At 67.9% G+C, this 21,288-nt stretch carries 18 protein-coding genes; 11 read left to right on the plus strand and 7 right to left on the minus strand.

The annotated features are described in order from the left end of the window. Positions 1 to 50: 50 nt before the first annotated feature. The 3 genes from leuC to NRB20_RS07355 all read left to right on the plus strand — a co-directional run bounded on the left by leuC (position 51) and on the right by NRB20_RS07355 (position 2,890). A complete protein-coding gene (leuC, locus tag NRB20_RS07345; protein ID WP_153408921.1) occupies positions 51 to 1,475 on the plus strand; it encodes a 3-isopropylmalate dehydratase large subunit in 1,425 nt (474 codons plus the stop codon). Positions 1,476 to 1,504: 29 nt separating this feature from the next. Further along, positions 1,505 to 2,104 carry a 3-isopropylmalate dehydratase small subunit gene (gene leuD, locus NRB20_RS07350; protein ID WP_153408923.1) on the plus strand — a complete coding sequence of 200 codons (600 nt, stop codon included), beginning with the start codon at positions 1,505 to 1,507 and terminating at the stop codon, positions 2,102 to 2,104. A 165-nt stretch (positions 2,105 to 2,269) separates the two neighbouring features. After that, positions 2,270 to 2,890 (plus strand): HU family DNA-binding protein, encoded by a 621-nt coding sequence (locus NRB20_RS07355; RefSeq protein WP_153408925.1) that lies wholly within the window; start codon positions 2,270 to 2,272, stop codon positions 2,888 to 2,890. 104 nt (positions 2,891 to 2,994) lie between these two features. Here the strand turns inward: NRB20_RS07355 and NRB20_RS07360 are convergent, their stop codons facing one another. The 3 genes from NRB20_RS07360 to cofC form a co-directional block, all read right to left on the minus strand. After that, a complete protein-coding gene (locus NRB20_RS07360; RefSeq protein ID WP_319944591.1) occupies positions 2,995 to 3,963 on the minus strand; it encodes an NUDIX hydrolase in 969 nt (322 codons plus the stop codon). After that, entirely contained in the window at positions 3,960 to 6,176 is a 2,217-nt protein-coding gene (locus tag NRB20_RS07365) for an RNA degradosome polyphosphate kinase (RefSeq protein ID WP_319944592.1), read from the minus strand. Before NRB20_RS07365 ends, NRB20_RS07360 begins: the two co-directional genes overlap by 4 nt. 155 nt (positions 6,177 to 6,331) lie before the next feature. Beyond that, on the minus strand, positions 6,332 to 7,033 hold the full coding sequence (cofC, locus tag NRB20_RS07370; RefSeq protein ID WP_153408929.1) for a 2-phospho-L-lactate guanylyltransferase: 702 nt from the start codon (positions 7,031 to 7,033) through the stop codon (positions 6,332 to 6,334). A gap of 91 nt (positions 7,034 to 7,124) precedes the next feature. On the opposite strand from cofC, the gene NRB20_RS07375 reads away from it, so the two are divergent. Continuing rightward, a complete protein-coding gene (locus NRB20_RS07375) occupies positions 7,125 to 8,120 on the plus strand; it encodes an NAD(P)H-dependent glycerol-3-phosphate dehydrogenase (RefSeq protein ID WP_319944593.1) in 996 nt (331 codons plus the stop codon). A gap of 32 nt (positions 8,121 to 8,152) precedes the next feature. Then, positions 8,153 to 9,244, plus strand: a complete 1,092-nt coding sequence (locus NRB20_RS07380; RefSeq protein ID WP_153408930.1) for a D-alanine--D-alanine ligase family protein — start codon at positions 8,153 to 8,155, stop codon at positions 9,242 to 9,244. 12 nt (positions 9,245 to 9,256) lie between these two features. Here NRB20_RS07380 and NRB20_RS07385 read toward each other — a convergent pair whose 3' ends face one another. After that, positions 9,257 to 9,904, minus strand: coding sequence for a DUF3515 domain-containing protein (locus NRB20_RS07385; RefSeq protein ID WP_153408932.1), 648 nt, complete (start codon positions 9,902 to 9,904; stop codon positions 9,257 to 9,259). 121 nt (positions 9,905 to 10,025) lie between these two features. Between NRB20_RS07385 and NRB20_RS07390 the strand changes: the two genes are divergently transcribed. Genes NRB20_RS07390 through NRB20_RS07400 form a run of 3 tightly spaced genes read left to right on the plus strand, consistent with a single transcriptional unit; the run spans position 10,026 to position 12,013 of the window. Continuing rightward, on the plus strand, positions 10,026 to 10,994 hold the full coding sequence (locus NRB20_RS07390) for a thiamine-phosphate kinase (protein ID WP_319944691.1): 969 nt from the start codon (positions 10,026 to 10,028) through the stop codon (positions 10,992 to 10,994). A 39-nt stretch (positions 10,995 to 11,033) separates the two neighbouring features. Then, positions 11,034 to 11,711, plus strand: coding sequence for a uracil-DNA glycosylase (locus NRB20_RS07395; protein ID WP_153408934.1), 678 nt, complete (start codon positions 11,034 to 11,036; stop codon positions 11,709 to 11,711). Positions 11,712 to 11,746: 35 nt separating this feature from the next. Beyond that, complete coding sequence (locus NRB20_RS07400; protein ID WP_153408936.1) at positions 11,747 to 12,013, plus strand: hypothetical protein; 267 nt, start codon at positions 11,747 to 11,749, stop codon at positions 12,011 to 12,013. Positions 12,014 to 12,050: 37 nt separating this feature from the next. Here the strand turns inward: NRB20_RS07400 and NRB20_RS07405 are convergent, their stop codons facing one another. Both NRB20_RS07405 and rpmB read right to left on the minus strand, forming a co-directional pair. After that, positions 12,051 to 12,566 carry a GNAT family N-acetyltransferase gene (locus tag NRB20_RS07405; RefSeq protein ID WP_153408938.1) on the minus strand — a complete coding sequence of 172 codons (516 nt, stop codon included), beginning with the start codon at positions 12,564 to 12,566 and terminating at the stop codon, positions 12,051 to 12,053. A 78-nt stretch (positions 12,567 to 12,644) separates the two neighbouring features. Beyond that, complete coding sequence (gene rpmB / locus NRB20_RS07410) at positions 12,645 to 12,836, minus strand: 50S ribosomal protein L28 (RefSeq protein WP_011210730.1); 192 nt, start codon at positions 12,834 to 12,836, stop codon at positions 12,645 to 12,647. 375 nt (positions 12,837 to 13,211) lie between these two features. On the opposite strand from rpmB, the gene NRB20_RS07420 reads away from it, so the two are divergent. The 3 genes from NRB20_RS07420 (at position 13,212) to NRB20_RS07430 (ending at position 19,564) form a co-directional block, all read left to right on the plus strand. Then, positions 13,212 to 15,398 (plus strand): DAK2 domain-containing protein, encoded by a 2,187-nt coding sequence (locus NRB20_RS07420; RefSeq protein ID WP_227833348.1) that lies wholly within the window; start codon positions 13,212 to 13,214, stop codon positions 15,396 to 15,398. Between the two features lie 2 nt (positions 15,399 to 15,400). Continuing rightward, on the plus strand, positions 15,401 to 17,668 hold the full coding sequence (recG, locus tag NRB20_RS07425) for an ATP-dependent DNA helicase RecG (RefSeq protein ID WP_153408940.1): 2,268 nt from the start codon (positions 15,401 to 15,403) through the stop codon (positions 17,666 to 17,668). A 981-nt stretch (positions 17,669 to 18,649) separates the two neighbouring features. After that, on the plus strand, positions 18,650 to 19,564 hold the full coding sequence (locus NRB20_RS07430; protein ID WP_319944594.1) for an EamA family transporter: 915 nt from the start codon (positions 18,650 to 18,652) through the stop codon (positions 19,562 to 19,564). A gap of 160 nt (positions 19,565 to 19,724) precedes the next feature. Here the strand turns inward: NRB20_RS07430 and NRB20_RS07435 are convergent, their stop codons facing one another. Continuing rightward, the gene (locus tag NRB20_RS07435) at positions 19,725 to 21,146 is read right to left on the minus strand and encodes a short-chain fatty acyl-CoA regulator family protein (RefSeq protein ID WP_319944692.1); all 1,422 of its coding nucleotides are present in this window, start codon (positions 21,144 to 21,146) and stop codon (positions 19,725 to 19,727) included. Positions 21,147 to 21,288: the final 142 nt, after the last annotated feature.

Consider the following 21,288-nt stretch of genomic DNA (forward strand, 5'->3'; position numbering starts at 1 on the left):
CGCCGAGCGAAGCGGAGGCAATCGAAACACGGACAACAGAGGTGATAACGATGGCCGAACGGCCACGCACACTGGCGGAGAAGGTCTGGGACGAGCATGTCGTCGCCCGCGGCAAGGGTGAGGGCGAGGCGCGCGAACCGGACCTCATCTACATCGATCTGCACCTGGTGCACGAGGTGACCAGCCCGCAGGCGTTCGACGGGCTGCGGCAGGCGGGGCGGCCGGTGCGCCGGACCGACCTCACCATCGCCACCGAGGACCACAACGTCCCCACCGTCGACATCGATAAGCCGATCGCGGACCCGACCTCGCGCACCCAGGTCGAGACCCTGCGTCGCAACTGCGAGGAATTCGGCGTCCGGCTGTATCCGATGGGCGATATCGAACAGGGCATCGTGCACGTGGTCGGCCCGCAGCTGGGCCTGACCCAGCCGGGTACCACCGTGGTGTGCGGTGATTCGCACACTTCCACGCACGGCGCGTTCGGCGCGCTGGCGATGGGCATCGGCACCAGCGAGGTCGAGCACGTGCTGGCCACGCAGACGTTGTCGCTGCGGCCGTTCAAGACCATGGCGATCACCATCGACGGGCAGCTGCCGGCCGGGGTCACCAGCAAGGACGTCATCCTGGCGGTGATCGCGCAGATCGGCACCGGCGGCGGTCAGGGATACGTCCTGGAATATCGCGGCGAGGCCGTGCGGGCGATGTCGATGGAAGCCCGGATGACCATGTGCAACATGTCCATCGAGGCGGGTGCGCGCGCGGGCATGGTGGCTCCCGACGAGACCACCTACGAATTCCTGAAGGGCCGCCCGCACGCGCCGCAGGGTGCGGACTGGGATGCCGCGGTGGCGGCCTGGGACGCGCTGCGGACCGATCCCGGTGCGGAATTCGACGCCGAGGTGCATATCGACGCCGGCACGCTGACGCCCTTCGTGACCTGGGGTACCAATCCCGGACAGGGTGCTCCGCTGGGCGCGGCGGTGCCCGATCCGGCCGAAATGGTCGACGAGACCGAGCGCGAGACCGCCGAGAAGGCATTGCGCTATATGGATTTGGAGCCGGGTACTCCGCTTCGTGAGGTCGCGGTGGACACCGTATTCGTCGGTTCCTGCACCAATGGCCGGATCGAGGATCTGCGCGCGGTGGCGGAGGTGCTGCGGGGCCGCACGGTGGCCGACGGCGTGCGCATGCTGATCGTGCCCGGTTCGATGCGGGTGCGCGCGCAGGCCGAATCCGAGGGCCTGGGTGAGATTTTCACCGCGGCGGGCGCGGAATGGCGGCAGGCCGGCTGTTCGATGTGCCTGGGTATGAATCCCGATCAGCTTTCTCCGGGTCAGCGCTGCGCGTCGACCTCGAACCGCAATTTCGAGGGACGCCAGGGCAAAGGATCGCGCACACACCTGGTTTCGCCGCTGGTCGCGGCGGCCACCGCGGTGCGCGGCACGCTCTCGGCGCCCGCCGACCTGAACTGAATCACCCCACAACCCTCCAGGAGAACTCAATGGAACCGTTCAAGGTGCACAAGGGGATCGGGGTGCCGTTGCGCCGGTCCAATGTCGATACCGACCAGATCATCCCGGCGGTCTATCTGAAGCGCGTCACCCGTACGGGATTCGAGGACGGGCTGTTCGCGGCCTGGCGTTCGGACCCGACGTTCATTCTCAACGCCGAACCGTTCGACCGGGGCAGCGTGCTGGTCGCGGGGCCGGATTTCGGCACGGGATCCTCACGCGAACACGCCGTTTGGGCGTTGATGGATTACGGCTTCCGGGTGGTGATCTCGTCGCGCTTCGGTGACATCTTCCGCGGCAACGCCGGTAAGGGCGGTCTGGTGGCCGCGCGCATGTCACAACATGATGTCGAATTGCTCTGGAAGTTGCTCGAGGAACGACCCGGTCAGGAATTGATCGTCGACCTCGAGACGCGCACCGTGGCGACCGGAACGGTCGTGTTGCCCTTCGAAATTGACGACTACACGAGGTGGCGTCTGCTCGAGGGTCTGGACGACATCGGCCTGACTCTTCGTCAGGAAGAGGCGATCGACCGGTTCGAAAAGGCAAGGCCAGGTTGGAAACCCACGACCATTCCGACGCCTAATTAGCGGCCCTAATCCGGCCCGGGCGTTAGCTGAGAGCCACCAATCGCGGTAGCTGTGCGTGTGCCACACCACATGAAATTTGGCGTGGCACATAGACTCTTGCTCATTGAAGGTTTACCGTGGTACCTAGTCGGTCCGACGACGGGCCATTAGTCTGCGGAGGATTCAATGAACAAGGCGGAACTGATCGACGTTCTGACCGAAAAGTTGGGTACTGACAGGCGCACGGCCACTGCGGCAGTCGAGCAGATTGTCGACACGATCGTGCGCGCGGTGAACAAGGGCAACAGCGTCACCATCACCGGATTCGGTGTGTTCGAACAGCGCAAGCGCGCTGCGCGAGTGGCGCGTAACCCGCGTACCGGTGAAACCGTCAAGGTCAAGCCCACTTCGGTCCCTGCATTCCGGCCGGGTGCGCAGTTCAAGGCGATCATCGCCGGGAAGCAGAAGGTCGCGGCCCAGGGCCCGGCCGTGAAACGCGGTGTGGCAGCACCGGTATCGGGTGCGGCGAAGAAGACCGCAGCCAAGAAGGCGGCGGCCAAGAAGACCGCTGCCGCGAAGAAGACCACGGCCGCCAAGAAGGCCGTGGCCAAGAAGACGGCCAGCAAGGCTCCGGCCAAGAAGGCCACGGCCACCAAGGCGGCGGCCAAGAAGACTACCGCCAAGAAGACCGCGGCGGCCAAGGCTCCGGCCAAGAAGGTCACGGCCACCAAGGCGGCGGCCAAGAAGACCACCGCCAAGAAGGCTCCGGCGAAGAAGACCGCTGCCAAGCGGACCGCACGTCGCTGACGTCTCTGACGAAGATCGGCCCCGGCCTCCACAGGCCGGGGCCGATTTCGTCTGTCGGCGAGGGGATTTCGGTTGTGGGCACAAGCTGAGGCTCTACCTGAGCCTCAGGCCGGATGCCTGCCTCGATGCGTGTGCAATGCCTTGTCGAGATGGTCGGCGGCGACCAACCGTCCGTCGGCCACCGACAGCACCCAGGCGCTGCCCTTGCGGTTACGCGCGGGAGGCAGTGTGACACCGTCGATTTCGGCCCAGGCGGCCAGCAGCGGCGGAATCACCTTGCCCTGACTGGAGATAACGCGCACGGTGTCCCGCGACACCAGTTCCCGGATCCGTCGCAGGGCTGCGTCCGGCGCTGTGGCATAAGAGGTTTCGGACATCGTCGGCTCGATGCCGATCTCGACGCCGAGTTCGCGTGCCAGCGGTTCCACAGTCTGCACACAGCGAAGGGGTGGAGCCGAGTAGACCTCGGCGGGGCCGAAGGCCGCCAGATTCGGCGTCAGGACCCGCGTTTGGGCCACACCGTGTTTGTCCAGGGGGCGTTCGGAATCGGGGCCGGAGAAGCGATCTCGATGTCCGGCCTTGGCGTGCCGCACCAACAGCAGCGTCGCGGTGTCCGGCGGGTACCGCAGGAAATTGCGCACGATGGTGCGGTCCATCGGATACGAGAGCGCGTCCATGACCTCGTCCATGCCGAGCCACCGCAACCGGTCGACCTCGGAATTGACGACGAACTCACCCTCGTCGATGCGCGCGGACCAGTAGTCCACCCGCTTGAGTTTCCGGTGTCCGGGTATGGGATAGGTGACCTTGCCCAGATAACGGCCCAGGCGCGTGCTCAGGCCGGTTTCCTCGGCCACCTCGCGCACCGCCGCGAGCATCGCGGTCTCGCCCGGGTCGAGCTTTCCCTTCGGCAGGGACCAGTCGTCGTATTTCGGGCGGTGCACCACCGCCACCTCGATGGCACCGTCCCGCCGCCGACGCCACACCACGGCGCCGGCGGCGAGAATGTTGGCGGTGACCCGAGGGTCGGGATACCGGACGGAGCCGGAATCCTGTGTCGCCGAACGGCTCACTGCTGATCCGGGCGACGCAGCCGCATGAGGAATTCCTGATGGTCGCGCACCTGCTCGCCGAGCTCGGCGACCTCTTCCGGGGTCGGACGGGCCTGCCAGGTGCCGTCCGCGGACAGGGTCCAGCAGCGCGTGGTGGGGTACAGCGCCGAATCGAACATCACCGTCAGCTGCTCGCACAGCTTGGGATCCTTGACCTGCGCCATGACCTCCACGCGCCGGTCCAGATTGCGGTGCATCATGTCGGCGCTGCCGATCCAGAACTGATCCTGCGCCTGGAAATGCATGACACGCGAATGTTCCAGGTAGCGCCCGAGAATCGAACGCACCTCGATGTTCTCGCTCATCCCGGGCACACCCGGGCGCAGTCCGCAGATACCGCGCACCACGATCTGCACCGGCACCCCGGCCTGCGAGGCCCGGTACAGCGCGTCGATGACCTGCTCGTCGACGATCGCGTTGGCCTTCATACGAATTCGCGCGGGCTGACCCTGTGCGGCGAGTTCGACCTCGCGCTCGATGCGCTCGATGATCCCGGCCCGCACCCCGGTCGGGGCGACGAGCAGATTCCGGTAGGTGGCCTTGCGCGAGTATCCGGTCAGCGAGTTGAACAGGTCGGTCAGGTCCGCGCCGATTTCCGGTGCGGCGGTGAGTAATCCGACGTCCTCGTATAGTCGCGCGGTCTTCGGGTTGTAGTTGCCGGTGCCGATGTGGCAGTAGCGGCGGATGGTCGCGCCCTCGCGACGCACCACCAGGCAGGTCTTGCAGTGCGTCTTGAGGCCGATCAGGCCGTAGACCACGTGCACGCCCGCCTGTTCCAGCGCGCGGGCCCACTTGATGTTGGCCTGCTCGTCGAAGCGGGCCTTGATCTCGACCAGTGCCACGACCTGCTTACCGGCCTCGGCGGCGTCGATCAGCGCGTTGACGATCGGGGAGTCACCGGAGGTGCGGTACAGCGTCTGCTTGATCGCCAGCACCTGCGGATCCGCGGCGGCCTGTTCGATGAACCGCTGCACGCTGGTGGAGAACGAGTCATACGGGTGGTGCACCAGCACGTCGCCCTCGCGCAGGGCGGCGAAAACGTTTCGGGGCGTTTCCCTTTCACCGAAGGCCGGCGGCGTGGTCGGCACGTAGGGCGCGTCCTTGAGCGCGGGCCGGTCCACCCCGTACACCTGCCACAGGCAGGACAGATCCAGCAGGCCCGGCACCTGGATGACATCGCCCGGGTCCACGTCGAGTTCGCGCAGCAGCAGATCGAGCATGTGCTCGGTCATGTCGTCGGAAACCTCCAGGCGCACCGGGGATCCGAAGCGTCGGCGGGCGAGTTCGCGCTCGAGGGCCTGGAGCAGATCCTCGTCGCGGTCCTCGTCCACCTCGAAGTCCGCGTTGCGGGTGATCCGGAACGAATGGTGTTCCACCACATCCATTCCCGGGAACAGCTGATCGAGGTGCGCCGCGATCAGATCCTCCATCGGCAGGAACGCGGCCAGGTTCGTCACCGCCGGATCACCTTCGCGCACTGCGGCATTGCGGCTCGCGATGGCCGGGGTGCTGCGGCGCACGCGCACGAAGCGGTCCACGTTGTCGGGCACCTTGACCCGCGCGAAGTGCTCACCGCCGTTGTCGGAATCCTTCACCGTCACAGCGAGGTTCAGGCTCAGGCCGCTGATGTAGGGGAACGGGTGGGCGGGGTCCACGGCCAGCGGGGTCAGCACCGGGAAGACCTGATCCTGGAAGTAGCCCGAGAGGCGGCGGCGTTCGTCGTCGTCCAGATCGGACCAGCCGATGATCGCGATACCCTGTTCGACCAGGGCGGGCTGCACCTCGTCGAGGAAGACGCGGGCGTGCCGGGAGGCCAGCTCCTGGGTGGCCGCGGCGATCAGCTCCAGCTGTTCGGTGGGGGACAGGCCGTCGGCCGAACGCACCGAGAGTCCCGCTGTGGCACGACGTTTCAGCCCGGCGACCCGGACCATGTAGAACTCGTCGAGGTTGGAGGCGAAGATCGCCAGGAACTTCGCGCGCTCCAGCAACGGTTCGGAGTGGTCCTCGGCCAGGGCCAGCACCCGCGCGTTGAAGTCCAGCCAGCTCAGTTCTCGATTGAGATAGCGATCTGCTGGCAACTGTGATGCGGTAGCACTTCCCGGTGGTGGCGCGGCGGCCGGTGGGGCCGCCGGTAACCTCGGCTGTTGCTGCTGGACGATTTCTGTATCACTCACACCATCACCTCGCTGCGCTCGGTCGTAACCTGCTCGACGCAGGCTGTGCTGCTGGTTCGCCCGCAGGTTCGATCACACTCACGATCTTCCCTCAATATCTGAGCGGCACCGCGACCGGCACCGCTGGTTGCCGACCCTCGACGCAGGTCTGGCGATCATCTAGCACACATATGACCCGCGTCGCACCTCCGTATGAGATCCGTGTGAACAGGTTGCGGCCAGCCGATGTCGCGCAGGAGCGCGGTCGTGGCCGGGCCGAGGCCGACATCCGCCGCGGCCCGCAGATCCGCGGGTGTGTCCACGTCCAGGCGCAGGCCGGGCCAGTCGCCGTCGAGGTCCTTCGCGCCCGAGTCGGCATGGCGGCGAGCGGAATTCGGGCCGAACAGCGGTGTCAGCGGGGTGTGCGGATCGCAGACGAGCAGGGCGGCGGTGCCCTCCCCGGTGTGGTCGGCGATCAGGGCGCGTCCGGTCGTGGGTGCGGCGGCCAGCATATCGGTGAGTTCGGCCGGGCGCAGTGCGGGCAGATCCGCCTGCAACGCAAGCAGTTCCACCGCGCCGTGCCGCTCGCGCACCGCCGTGGCCGCGGCGGCGAGGGCGGCGTTGAGGGGGTCGGTGGCCGCGCCCGGATCGGGGTGGGTCGCCGCGCCCAGCGCGTGCACCGCCGCTGCCACGTCGGCGTCGGGGGTGACGACGGTGACCGAGCCGATACCCGCCGCCAGGGCCGCGTGCACGGTGTCCGACAGCATGGCCAGCACCAGACGCGACCGATCGGCGGGTGCCAGAATTTCGGCGAGTCGGCTCTTGGCGCGCTCGAGGTTCTTCACCGCGATCACGGCGTGGACGGCATCCGGACGCATGCGCCCATCGTTGCATGTCCGGCAATGTGGTGGGGGTCATGACCACCGGTATTGCGACGCGAATCCGCGAACGAATGGCAATATCGGTCTGGTGACTAGGGCGGCAGTGATGGGTGCGGGATCGTGGGGCACCGCATTCGCGAAGGTGTTGAACGACGCGGGTACCGAGGTGACGATGTGGGCCCGGCGGCCCGAGGTGGCCCGCGTACTGGCCACCGAGCATCGCAATCCGGATTATCTGCCCGACGCGCGTCTGGACGGGGTGCGGGCCACCGACGACTGTCTGGCGGCCCTGGACGGCGCGCAGATCGTGGTGCTGGCCGTCCCGTCGCAGTCGCTGCGCGGCAATCTCGAGAACTGGCTGCCCGCGATCGGGCCCGACGCCACGCTGCTGAGTCTGGCCAAGGGCATCGAGACCGGCACGCTGCTGCGGATGAGCGAGGTGATCGCGGAGGTCACCGGCGCGGATCCGGACCGGATCGCGGTGCTGTCCGGACCGAATCTGGCGCGCGAGATCGCCGCCGAGCAACCCGCCGCCTCGGTGATCGCCTGCGGGGACTACGCGCGGGCGGAGGCGGTGCAGAACTCGTGTGCCACCGGTTATTTCCGGCCCTACACCAACACCGATGTGGTCGGCTGCGAGATCGGCGGCGCCTGCAAGAACGTCATCGCGCTGGCCTGCGGTATCGCCTCGGGAATGGGTCTGGGCGACAACACCGTCGCGAGTCTGATCACCCGGGGGCTGGCCGAGATCATCCGGCTCGGCGTCGCGCTGGGGGCGAATCCGGTGACCCTGGCCGGACTCGCCGGGGTCGGCGATCTGGTCGCCACCTGCACCTCGCCGCTCTCGCGCAACCGGTCGTTCGGGCACGTGCTGGGTACGGGTGGATCCATGGAGGCCGCGCAGCAGGCGACTCACGGTCAGGTGGCCGAGGGCGTCAAGTCCTGCACCTCGATCCGGGCGCTGGCCGAACGACACGGGGTGGAGATGCCGCTGACGACCTCGGTGCATCAGGTGTGTCACGAGGGATTGTCGGTGGCCGACGCGGTCGGGCGGCTGCTCGGGCGGTCGATGAAGCCGGAATGATTGAAACCGCGCTGTCCGGGTAGGTTCGGGGCATGAATAACCGGATTCGGGTCGGTGTCGTCTTCGGCGGCCGCAGCAACGAGCACGCGGTGTCCTGTGTGTCGGCGGGTTTCGTGCTACGCAATCTGGACCCCGAACGGTACGAGGCGGTGCCGGTCGGGATCACCCACGACGGGACCTGGGTGCTGAGCGGTGACGAGGCTGCGACGTTCGCCATCGCCGATCGGCCCTCGATCGACCGGTCCGGTACCGAACTGGTGCTGGCCGCGGATCCGACCCGAGGTGGCAGTCTGCTGCCGCTGGACGGTTCGGCGAACGGCCCCGGCGCGCTCGAGGTGGTGTTCCCGGTGCTGCACGGCGCGTTCGGTGAGGACGGCACCGTGCAGGGGCTGCTGGAGATGGCGGGTCTGCCGTACGTCGGGCCCGGCGTGCTCGCCAGCGCCACCGGGATGGACAAGGAGTTCATGAAGAAACTCTTTGCCGCCGAAGGTATTCCGGTCGGCGATCACGTCGTCCTGCGGCCCGGGACGGCGACGTTGAGCGAGGCGGATCGCGCACGGCTCGGATTGCCCGCGTTCGTGAAGCCCGCGCGCGGCGGTTCCTCTATCGGCATCACCAAGGTGGACAGCTGGGATCGGCTGGACGAGGCGATCGCCACCGCGCGCCTGCACGATCCGAAGGTGATCATCGAGGCGGCGATCAGTGGACGCGAAGTCGAGTGCGGCGTACTGGAATTCCCGGACGGCCGGGTGGAAGCCAGTGTGCCGGCAGAGATTCGGATGCCGGAGCTGGCCTCGGACGCGCCGGACTTCTACGACTTCGACACCAAATACCTCGACGACGTGTGCGAGTTCGACATCCCGGCGAAGCTGAACGACGATGTGGCACTGGAGATCCGGGAGCTCGCGGTGCGGGCGTTCCGCGCGCTGGACTGCCAGGGCCTTTCCCGCGTGGATTTCTTCATCACCGACGACGGCCCGGTGATCAACGAGATCAACACCATGCCCGGAATGACCGCGATCTCGATGTACCCGCGGATGTGGGCGGCAACGGGGATAGACAACGGCGCGTTGGTCAGCACGCTGATCGAGACCGCCCTCGCCCGCGGTACCGGGCTGCGCTGAGTTCCCGGGGCGTCAGTTCGGGAGTGGTGCGGGATCGATCGGGCGGGACGGGAGCGCCTTGGCGACCACGTTCGAAAGATCTTGCAGCGGAGTCGGTCCGGCCTTGTCGGACATGGTGACCGCGATGTAGGTGCCGCGGTCCACGACGTACCAGGTGCCCGAGGTCACGCCGCTGGCCGGATCGCGGACCTCGAACCAGTTGACGCCGTTGATCACTTGCAACGCAGCGGATTTGACGAATTCCGCCGGACGATCCAGGCCGCAGCGCAACACGATGGGGTCACCGCCCTCGGGCAGTTGCCAGCCCACGGTCGCGGGCGGGGCGGGTTTGGCCAGCTCGGCTCGGGTGTAGTTGCCCAGGCTCGACGGCAGGGCCGGGAGCAGGGTGGTGCACGCCTGACCGGTGGCCTGCGGTTGCGGGACCGAGCCCAGCGCGAGCGGGTCGCGCGTCTGGTGGCCCCGGGTGAAAACCGCGATGGCCAGGACCGCGACGATCAGTGCGACCGGGAGGGCGACGGCGGTCGCGATCAGCGCCGGGGAGCGCCGGGTGTCCTCGGGCTCGTAGCTGTAGCGGTCGGCGCTCGTGGAGTCCGCGCTCGTGGAGTCGGATTTCGTGGAATCGGGCGCCGACGCGTCCGGCCGTTCCGTTTCGCTGCTCATCCCGGAGATCTGCTCCACTCGTCTCGGTGCCGGATCCTGGCTGGTGGTGGTTGGTTTCGGGTCCGAGGGTAGCGTCACGGGGGCCCGGCGCCTGCGGCGCGGTTCGGGAAAGGAGACGGCCATCACTGATACCAGCCCGCGAACGGTGCGTGAACTGGGCGAGTTCGGACTCATCGCGCGACTGAACGCCGGGCGCACCCAGGTTCCGGCCGTGCTGCTGGGTCCGGGTGACGATGCCGCGGTGCTCGCCGCGCCGGACGGGCGATTCGTGGTCAGCACCGACATGCTGGTGCAGGACCGGCACTTCCGGCTGGACTGGTCGAGTCCGTGCGATATCGGGGCCAAGGCGATCGCGCAGAACGCCGCCGACGTGGTGGCGATGGGTGCCGCGCCGACCGGTTTCGTGGTGTCCTTCGGCTGCCCGGCCGATACCCCGGTGGCGTTCGTGGACGGCTTCGCCGAGGGGATGTGGGCCGAGGCGGGCCGGGTGGGGGCCTCGATCGCAGGTGGTGACGTGGTGCGCGCGCCGCTGCTGATCGTCTCGGTGACCGCGTTCGGCGATCCGCGCCGGGCTCCGGTGCTGTTGTCGGGCGCGCGGCGGGGGAATGTGGTCGCGGTCGCCGGTCGGCTCGGCTGGTCCGCGGCGGGGCTGGCCGTTCTGGGCGCGGGCCTGGACCCGGGGAGTTTCCCCGGTGTGGTTGCCGCACACCGGGTTCCGCAGCCGCCGTATCGGGCCGTGCTGGACCTGCCGGAGGATCTCCCGATCACCTCGCTGACCGACGTCTCCGACGGACTGCTCGCCGACGTCGGGCATATCGCCGAATCCTCCTGCGTCGCTATCGATCTCGACACCGCCGCGGTGCGCGACACGGAACTGGATCCGGTCGCCCGCGAGCTCGGCGCGGATCCGCTGCACTGGATCCTCACCGGCGGGGAGGATCACGCCTTCGCGGCCACATTCGCTGCGGGACAGGAACTTCCGGACGGGTGGCGGCGCGTCGGCCGGGTCGACGAGGGGACCGGAATCACCGTCGACGGCGCGCGCTGGTCCGGACCGGGCGGTTGGGAATCCTTCGCCGAGGGTAGGTGACCTTTCGCGGTGAATCGGCCCACACTAAGTTGGTCCGACATGGGTGCGAAATCACTGCCGGAGATCATCGATTCGGGCTGGGCCGAGGCATTGGAGCCGGTGGCCGATCGGATAACGGCCATGGGCGAATTCCTGCGCGCGGAGAACGATGCCGGGCGCGGCTATCTGCCCAAGGGCGAGAACGTGCTACGCGCGTTCCAGCGTCCGTTCGACAAGGTGCGGGTGCTGATCGTCGGCCAGGATCCCTATCCGACGCCGGGACATGCGATGGGCCTGAGCTTTTCGGTCGCGCCCGAGGTCTCGCCGGTGCCGCGCAGTCTGGCGAACATCTTCTCCGAGTACTCGCGCGATCTGGGTTTTCCGACGCCGTCCTGCGGTGATCTGTCGCCGTGGTCGGATCAGGGTGTGCTGATGCTGAACAGGGTGCTCACCGTCTCGCCCGGGCAGCCCGCCTCGCATCGCGGCAAGGGCTGGGAAGCGGTGACCGAGCAGGCGATTCGCGCCCTCGTCGCGCGGAATCAGCCGCTGGTGGCGATCCTGTGGGGCCGCGACGCGTCCACCTTGAAGCCGATGCTGGGGTCGGTGCCGTCCATCGAATCGGCCCATCCCTCACCGCTGTCGGCCTCCCGTGGATTCTTCGGATCCCAGCCGTTCTCCCGCACCAACGAATTGCTGGGTACATTGGGTGCCGCCCCGGTCGACTGGCAGCTGCCGTGACCGGTGTTCGAACTCATCACAGTAGGAGCAGATGCATGCAGATCAAGTCCGTGCGCGGTGCCATCGTGACCGTCGCCGCCGGAGCGGCCATCATGGGGGCGCCGGTTGCGGCACAGGCCAAGACCATTCCGCTGGAACAGGTCCCGGCCGCACCCGCGAACACCGAGCAGGCCGCGCCGGTGCTGGCGCTGTACGACCCGCAGACAGGGTCGGCCTCGCTGTCGTCGAATGTCAACGCGTTCGGCCTGTGCGCCGTTCAGAGCATCAGTGCCAACGTCCAGTGCCTGGGCGGCGGTAAGTAGTCCGGTGGTGGCGCAGCGCCCGGCGGTGTGACCTGTCCTACCGGGCAGGGGCCGCATCGGCCGGGCGCAGCATCCGGACCTCGATGCTGGGGGAGAAGCGTTCGGCCCGCCGGGCGCCGTCGAGTTCGAAACCGTATTTGCGATAGAAGGCCCGGGCTCGGGGATTCTCCTCGAAGACCCAGAGGGTCGTGTTCCGGTGGACGTCCAGGAGTTCGCGCATCAGTTCGTGTGCCAGACCGGTGCCGTACCAGGCGGATCGGACGTACATCGCGTTCAGTTCCCGGTCCTCGGGCGCCTCGTCGAGCGCGCGGATGCCCGCGAAGCCGACGACGATGTCGTCGACGAGGGCGACGAGAATCACGGCCGGTTTTTGCACCGCGGCCTGGATGCGTTCCCACTGCTCGGCGCGGCGCTCGATGTCGAAGGCGTCCAGGACGTGGTCGGGGATCAGTCCGCGATATGCCTCACGCCAGCAGCCGATATGACATTCGGCGAGGCTGTGGCAGTGTTCGGCGCGCAGTTCGGTGATCTGCCAGGGGCGGTCGGTGGTCATGTCGGCACCTCGGGTAAACGACGACACCCCGGACCACCCTCATCGGGTGCCGGGGCGTCGACGAACGGTTCGTGCAGCTCAGCCGCGAACGACCTTGCCCGCCTTCAGGCAGGAGGTGCAGACGTTCATGCGGCGGGTGTTGCCGGGCGCAACCTGCGCGCGAACGGTCTGGATGTTCGGGTTCCAGCGACGGTTGGTGCGCCGGTGCGAGTGCGAAACCGACTTACCGAAGCCGGGGCCCTTGGCGCAGACGTCGCAGACGGCAGCCATAGTCGCGAGCTCCTTCATGTCATGTGCGGACCGCTGCCACGAAAGACAGCCGATCCGGAAACGTATCGTCCAATGCCTGCCGACGGAACCGTCGGCGACGCGGCCGACCGACGGCCGCGCGAGGCAACCGTGCAAGAGTAGCCGCCGACGCCGATCGATGTCCAATCGCCTCCGACCTGCGGTCGGTGCGTCGGCTGTCCAGGTGAACCGCCGGGTGGTAGGACGGCCGGGAGATTACTGCCGTGGGGATGTGTTGTCGGTGGGGGCGATTACCCTGGCGGGGGGATCTGGGTGGTCGCCGAGGTCGTGGTCGCAGCTGGGAGCGAAGGGATGGTGACGGTGCCCGGGGTCCGGGAGATGCTCGATGGGTCCGCGATGGTCGAGTGGGGACAGCTCTGTCTGACCGACCTGGAGCGCCACCGCGACGAGATCAACGCACTGAACGTCTTCCCGGTGGCCGACGCCGACACCGGCACCAATCTCCTGGCCACCATGCGCGCCGCCGTCACCGCCGCCGAGGATGCGCTGGATTCCGCCGCGCGGTCACGACGTGATGCCGATGCGGACGTCCGCGGTGAGGTTGCGGTCGGTGGCGAGATGCGTCACGACGATGCGGCACGAGGGTGCGGAGACGATGCCGCGATCGGAGATGATGCGCGGCAGGACGATTCGAGTGGGATCGCGAAGGGGAGTGTGGGACGTCGCGACGAACGGAGCGGCGATACGAGCAGACGCGCCGTGGGTGGTGATCGGTTCGGCGATGATGCGGATCACGTCGGGGTGTCCGGCGACGACATCGGCCATGGCGATGTGAGCAGTGGTGGTGCGCGGGTCGGGGATGTGAGTCCGCACGCTGAGCGGGACGTTGATGCGGACCGGGGCGGTCCGGCGGATGCGGGCACGGTGCTTGCCGCGATGGCGCGGGCCGGGACGGCGGGGGCGCGGGGGAATTCGGGGATTATCCTGTCGCAGGTTTTGCGCGGGTTGGCGGAGGCGGTGCGGGGTGGGGCGTTGACCGCCGAGAAGCTGCGGGGGGCATTGCGGCGGGCGGCGGTGTTGGTGCGGGCGGCGTTGAGCAGGCCGGTGGAGGGGACCATGCTCAGTGTGTTGGAGGCGGCGGCGGATCGGGCGGCGGAATGTCCGGAGACCGGGTTGGGGGAGGTGGCTCGGGCGGCGGCCGATGGGGCGTGTAAAGCGTTGGGGGACACACCTTCACAGTTGGGGGTGTTGCGGGCGGCGGGGGTTGTCGATGCCGGGGCGCGGGGGCTGCTGGTGGTGTTGGATGCGTTGGTTGTGGTGAGTACCGGGCAGGTTCCGGTGCGGCAGGTGTATCGGTCGAGTGGGGACTCCGGATCGTCTGCGTGGCGGGTGGGATGGTCCGGTGAGACCGTTGAATCAGCTGTACGGCAAGGGGATCGGTTGCACGATGGGCCCGAGTCCGCGGCGCGGTGGGGTCGCGACGCTGGCCCCGAGTCGGTTGGACGGCACGGGGAGTGGCTGGATAATGCTTCTGAATCGCTGGTGCGGCAAGAGTATCCGTCGATAGCTTCGGATAATTTCGCTGAATCCTCAGGGCGGCAGGAGCATTGGGCGGGGGATTCGGCTGGGGAGTCTGGAATCGTTGTGCGGCATGAGCATTCGGTGGTCGGTGATCCGGAGGTGCCGCAGTACGAGGTGATGTACGTGCTGACCGGGGCGACCGGGGCGCGTATCGACGAATTGCGGGAACAGCTTGCGCGGCTGGGGGATTCGGTGGTCGTGGTGGGGGATGGTGCGGACGGTTGGTCGGCGCATGTGCACTGTGCGGATGCGGGGGCGGCGGTGGAGGCGGGGTTGGCCGCGGGCACGTTGAGCCGGATTCGTATCGAGGGGTTGACGGTTGATCCGCTTGTGGCACAAGGTGCTCCGGATCGGGGGATCCTGGCTGTGGCGGCGGGCGCGGGGGCGGCACGGCTGTTCGAGGATTCGGGGGCGAGTGTGTTGGACGGTGAGGTCACCGCCGACGCGCTGTTGGCCGCGATCCGGCGTATGCCGCAACGCGAGGTGCTGGTGCTGCCCAACGGCGCACTCGCCGCGCACGAATTGGTCGCGGTCGGTATGGCCGCCCGCAACGGGGTCGTGCCGCGTGATGTGCTGATGTTGCCGAGCGGATCGATGGTGCAGGGGCTGGCGGCGCTGGCCGTGCACGATGGCGGCCGGATCGCCGTGGACGACGCGTTCGCCATGTCCGAGGCGGCCGCGGGCACCCGCTGGGGCGCGCTGCGGATCGCCCCCGAACGGGCGCTGACCATCGTGGGCACCTGTGATCGCGGTGACGGGCTCGGCCTGGTCGGCAACGATGTCGTGGTCATCGATCCCGATCCGCGCGTCGCGGCCCGCACCCTGTTGGACCGGATGCTCGGTCTCGGCGGCGAGTTGGTCACCCTGCTGCTGGGCGCTGCCGCACCCGACGACCTGGGCGGGGAGTTGGCCGACCACATCACAGCGACATTTCCCGGGGTCGAGGTGGTCGCCTACGCGGGCGGCCAGCCCGTCGACCTGGTGCAGATCGGGGTGGAGTAACCATGGCGACATTGCGGGACCGGCTCGATCACGTGCTCGGGGTGAAAGCGGCCGACTCCCTGGCCGACGCCTTCGACATGCAGACGGTCGAGGATCTGCTGCGGCACTACCCGCTGCGCTACGCCACCCAGGGGCAGCCGCTGAGCGAGGAGGCTCCGGAGGAGGGCGCGCACCTCACGCTCGTCGGCGTGGTGACGAAAACCGATCTGCGTCCGATGAAGAATCGCCGCGGCCGACTGCTGAAGGTCGAACTCGACGCCGGATCCGCGAAGCCGGTGGAGATCACCTTCTTCAACGGCGACAAGGTGAGCTATCTGGTGAAACAGGGTGTGCGAGCGATGATGTCGGGCACCGTGCACTACTGGCGGCCCGATCGCTGGAATCTGTCGCATCCCTCGTATCTGATCCTGCCCGAGGCCGGGGAGTCGGTGGAGAACCTGACCGCGGTGCGCGGCAGCGGCGATCTGCGCGGTCTGGCGCAGAGCGCGAAAGGCGCGGAGGGCGTTGACGTCTCGTTCTTCGAGCGGGAGTACATCCCGGTCTATCCGGCCACCGCGAAGGTGCAGAGCTGGGATGTGCTGGCCTGTGTGCGGCAGGTGCTCGATCAGCTCGATCCGATCGATGATCCACTGCCGCAGGACCTTCGGGCCGAACGCGAACTGCTCGCGGTCTCGGACGCGCTGCGCCTGATCCACCTGCCCGAACGCAAGTCCGATATCGAACAGGCCAGGGAGCGTTTGCGTTTCGACGAGGCGCTGGCGTTGCAACTGGTGCTGGCCGAACGTCGCCACGATGCCGCGGGCCGGGTCGCCAAATCCTGTCCGCCCCGAACCGGCGGTATCGCAACGGAATTCGACAAGCGGCTGCCGTTCGAGCTCACCGCGGGCCAGAAACAGGTGATCGCGGAGATCTCCGACGACCTGTCGGCCCCGCATCCGATGCACCGGCTGCTCCAGGGCGAGGTCGGTTCGGGGAAGACCATCGTCGCGCTGCACGCGATGTTGCAGGTGGTCGACGCCGGGCAGCAGTGCGCGCTGCTCGCACCCACCGAAGTCCTTGCCGCCCAGCACTATCGGTCGTTGCGCGGCATGCTCGGCGAACTCGGTACGGCCGGTGAGCTGGGCGCGGCCGACAATGCCACCAAGGTCGTGCTGATGACCGGATCGATGTCCACGAGCACGAAGAAGGCCGCACTGCTGGACGCGGTGACCGGCGAGGCCGGCATCGTGATCGGCACACACGCGCTGATCCAGGACAACGTCGAATTCCTCGACCTGGGCATGGTGATCGTCGACGAACAGCACCGCTTCGGCGTGGAGCAGCGGGATGCGTTGCGTGCCAAGGCGAAAGATGGTGTCAGCCCGCACCTGCTGGTGATGACCGCGACCCCGATCCCGCGCACCATCGCCATGACCACCCTCGGCGATCTGGAGACCTCGACCCTCACCGAACTGCCGCGCGGACGTTCGCCCATCACCACCCGCGTGGTGCCCGCCCGCATGCATCCGAAATGGGTGGACCGGGCCTGGGAGCGGATCCGCGAGGAGGTCGGCCAAGGGCGTCAGGCGTACGTGGTGTGCTCGCGTATCGGCGAGGAGGAGGACAAGCCGAAAGCCAAGGGGCGCAAGGCGAAACCCGAGGAGGAGAAGGAGGGGCCGACCACGCATGCCGCCCGCGACGTCTTCGAGACGCTCTCGGCCGGTGCCCTCGCCGGACTCCGGGTCGGACTGCTGCACGGACGGCTGCCCAGCGACGAGAAGGACGCGGTCATGCGCGCCTTCAACGACGGCGACACCGATGTGCTGATCTGCACCACCGTCGTCGAGGTCGGCGTCGACGTCCCCAATGCGACCGTCATGGTGATCGTGGACGCCGACCGCTTCGGCGTGAGCCAGCTGCATCAGCTGCGCGGCCGCGTCGGTCGAGGCAAACACCCCGGCCTCTGCCTGCTCATCACCGAAACCTCCCCCATGGGCACCGCCATGGCCCGCCTGGAGGCGGTCGCGGGCACCCTGGACGGATTCGAACTCTCGGTCCTGGACCTCAAACAACGCCGCGAGGGCGACGTCCTCGGCTCGGCCCAGTCCGGCACCGCCCGCTCCCTCCGCCTGCTGTCCCTCCTCGACGACCTCGAGGTGATCACCGCCGCCCAGGACCTCGCCCGCGAGATCGTCGAATCCGACCCCGGCCTGACCCGCCACCCCGGCCTGGCCACGATGATGCGCGCGGCAGTAGACGGCGAACGTCTGGAATACCTGGCCAAGTCCTAGCCGCCTGCGGAAGTCGACTCGGCCTCTACGTGATGCGGGTGCGCCGGACGAACCTCGCTCGGATTGGTGGTATGTCGGCTGCCCAGACGCGGCCCCTCGGCGTCACGTGGACGGGAGGCCACTGATGGTCGTGGGTTGGACGGTGTGTGGATGCCGGGCCGACGCCGGGTATGCGGGCGGATGTGGTCTCGCTCGTGAGATCGTCGAATCGGACTCCGGCCTGGATCATCTTCCCGGCCCTGGCCACGATGATGCGCGCGGCAGTAGACGGCGAACGTCTGGAATACCTGGCCAAGTCCTGACCGCTGCCCTGGCAGTCTGCTCGGCCGGTCCGTGATGCGGGTGCGCGGACGAACTCCGCCCGGATTGGTGGCATGTCGGCTGCCCAGACGCGGCCCTCGGCATCACGTGGACGGGAGGCCACCTGATGGTCGTGGGTTGGACGGTGTGTGGATGCCGGGCCGACGCCGGGTATGCGGGCGGATGTGGTCTCGCTCGTGAGATCGTCGAATCGGACCCGGGCCTGGATCATCCTCCCGGCCCTCGCCACAATGATGCGCGCGGCAGTAGACGGCGAACGTCTCGAGTACCTGGCCAAGTCCCAGCCGCCTGCGGCAGTCGACTCGGCCGGTCCGCTACGTGGGCGGGCCTGCGGAAACTGCGCGCGGATTGATGGCATGTCGGTCGCCTGGATATGGCTCCTCGGCATCGTGTGGAGGTGGGGACGTGGTCCAGGTGTGGGTGGAGTCCGGTGTCACTGCGGGTGATGTGGTGGTGGATATGGCCTTGGACGGGTCCGATCGATGGGAGCGTTGAGGACACTGTCGGTGGGGATCAGGTACTGGCCGCGTGAACGTTGGGCGGCTACCACTCGGGTACCGGGCTGGCGTTGCGCCGGAGTCGGATCGGGTGCTGTTGCGCTCCGGGTGGGTGCAGGACAAGGCGTCGGTGGATGCGGGCGCTGGATGAAAGGCGGGTTCGGTGGTCGCGATCGATTTCGAGCGGGTGCGCAGAGGGGCGGTGCCGCGGGTGTTCTCGCGGGTGCCGGTGTGGCAGGGGCTCGGTGGGGTGCCGCCGACGTTGCTGGTGTTGGCGGGGATCGTCAGTGTGCAGATCGGTGCGGCGCTGGCGACGGAGTTGTTCGCGGCGACCGGGCCTGCCGGTGCGGTGAGTCTGCGATTGTTCTTCGCCGGGGTTGTCCTGCTGGTGTTCTGGCGGTCGTCGCTGCGGATCGAACGCCGGGCGCTGCCGGTCGTGCTCGGGTACGGCGCGGTGCTGGCGTTGATGAATCTGTCCTTCTACGAGGCGATCGATCGGATTCCGCTGGGGATGGCCGTCACGCTGGAGTTCCTGGGCCCGCTGGTGGTGGCGCTGGCCGGATCGCGCCGCTGGATCGATCCGGTGTGGGCGGTACTGGCCGGGGCGGGGGTGGTGTTGCTGATGCGCGCGGGCGGCAAGGTGCCGTGGGTGGGCGTGCTGCTCGCGCTGGGCGCGGCGACCTGCTGGGCCGGATACATCCTGCTCGGCGCGAAACTTGGTGAGAAGACCAGTGGCGGTGGGGGATTGGCGTTGGCGATGGCGTTCGGCGGGATACTGATGGCGCCGGTCGGCATCGCGGGCGCGGGCAAGGCGCTGCTGCATCCGTCGGTGCTGGCGGCCGGTTTCGGTGTCGCGATGCTGTCCTCGGTACTGCCGTATTCGGTGGAACTCGAAGCGCTGCGCCGGATTCCACCGCGCGTGTTCGGTGTGCTGATGAGTTTGGAACCCGCCGTGGCCGCCGTCGCCGGACTGCTCGTCCTCGGCCAGCAGATGGATCTGCCGCAGTGGACCGGTATCGCGTGCGTCGTCGCGGCCTCGGCGGGCGCGACCAGGACCGGGCGGGGAGATCACGTCTGAGCGAAGGCGCTGGCCGTCGCAACAGCGCAGGTCAGGGTCTCGAATACCAGTAATACGGGGTCGTGATCGGTCGACGTCGCCGGGCGTGTGATCGCTGTATTCGGGCGTGCGTGGCCGGCGCGTTGTAGCCGTGAAACCGGTTCGGCGACGGAGAGCAGGGTCAGCGAATTGCGCGCGGATACGGGAGATCTACCGATGTCGTCTCGGTGACCGCCAACGGCCTGCCGATCTGCGGGAACGCACGTTGCGGGCAGGAGGAACGCTCGCACACCTTGCAGCCCGCGCCGATCGGCACCGCCGCCGACGGATCGTCCAGTTGCAACCCGTGCGAGTAGACCAACCGGTCGGCGTACTCGATATCGCATCCCAGCCCGATCGCGAACTCCTTTGTGGCCGTGCTGAATCCGCGCGGCGCGAGATTCGTGGTACGCGCGACCCACAGGTAGCGGCGGCCGTCGGGCATGGCGGCGACCTGGGTGAGCACTCGCCCCGGATTGGCGAACGCCTCGTGCACCACCCACAGCGGGCAGCTGCCGCCGACGCGGGAGAAGTGGAATGCGGTGGCGGACTGGCGTTTGGAGATGTTCCCGGCGCGATCGGTGCGCACGAAGAAGAACGGCACCCCGCGCTGTCCCTGCCGTTGCAGGGTGCTCAGGCGATGACAGACCGTTTCGAAGCCGACCTCGAAGCGCAGTCCGAGGAGATCGATGTCATACCGAAGTTCTTCGGCCGAACGCAGAAATTTCCCGTACGGCAGTACCAGAGCGCCCGCGAAGTAGTTGGCCAGCCCGACCCGGGCCAGCGCGCGTGACTCACCGGTCAGCGACGGCGTCCCGGCGATCACCTCGTCCAGCAGCGGCCCGTACAGCAGAAAGGCCAGCGTGGTGGCGATCTGGAAAGCCCGCTGCCCCGGACGCAACCGCCGCGCCAGCGTGAGGGTGCGGGTGTCGGGATCGTAATGCCGCTTGGGGATGGCCGGATCGGCCCCGTCCCCGCGCACCAGCACCGTCACCCGCGCCCGCTCCTCGGCGACGCGCGCCAGCTGACGATCCAGCGAGCCGATCGTCAGATTCGACTCGTCGAACAGCTGCTCGGCGGCCAGATCCAGCTGGGCGATGTGATTGTGGTGGTCGTAGAAGAAGTCCCGCACATCCTCGTACGGCATCGGCACCCCGGGCGCCCCGGTCGGCGTCGCGACCTTGGACGACAGCAGATCCAGCTGGTCGGTGGTGGCGCGCAGGCGGCGGTGCATGGCGACGATGGTCTTGGCGACCTCGGGTAGCCGGGTCGCCAGATCCTCCACCTCGGCGGCCGGGGGCGCGGTTCCACCCGCGGCCTCGACCAGCACCTCGTGCAGATCCGAGACCAGCCGCGCGTCGGAGTCTGCGGCGAAGAACTGCACATCCAGGTCGAATGTCGAATTCAGTTTCAGCAGAACGGGAATGGTGAGCGGCCGCTGATCGCGCTCGAGCTGGTTGAGATAGCTGGGCGAGAGCTCGAGGGACTTTGCCAGGGCGGCCTGCGTCATCCGCCGTTCCTCGCGCAAACGCCGTAGTCGGGCACCCGCATACATCTTGCGCACGTGCAAGATGGTACTCACGGACATTCGCAACCATTGCAATATCCCCGGCCAAGTCCGAAGACAATCCTTGGTACCCGCGAATTCGATCGATATTACTGATGCGTAGTGTGCGAATTGTCCGTGGTCGAACGCTCGCGAGCGG

The organism is Nocardia macrotermitis, assembly GCF_009604405.1.
GTDB classification, from domain to species: domain Bacteria; phylum Actinomycetota; class Actinomycetes; order Mycobacteriales; family Mycobacteriaceae; genus Nocardia; species Nocardia macrotermitis.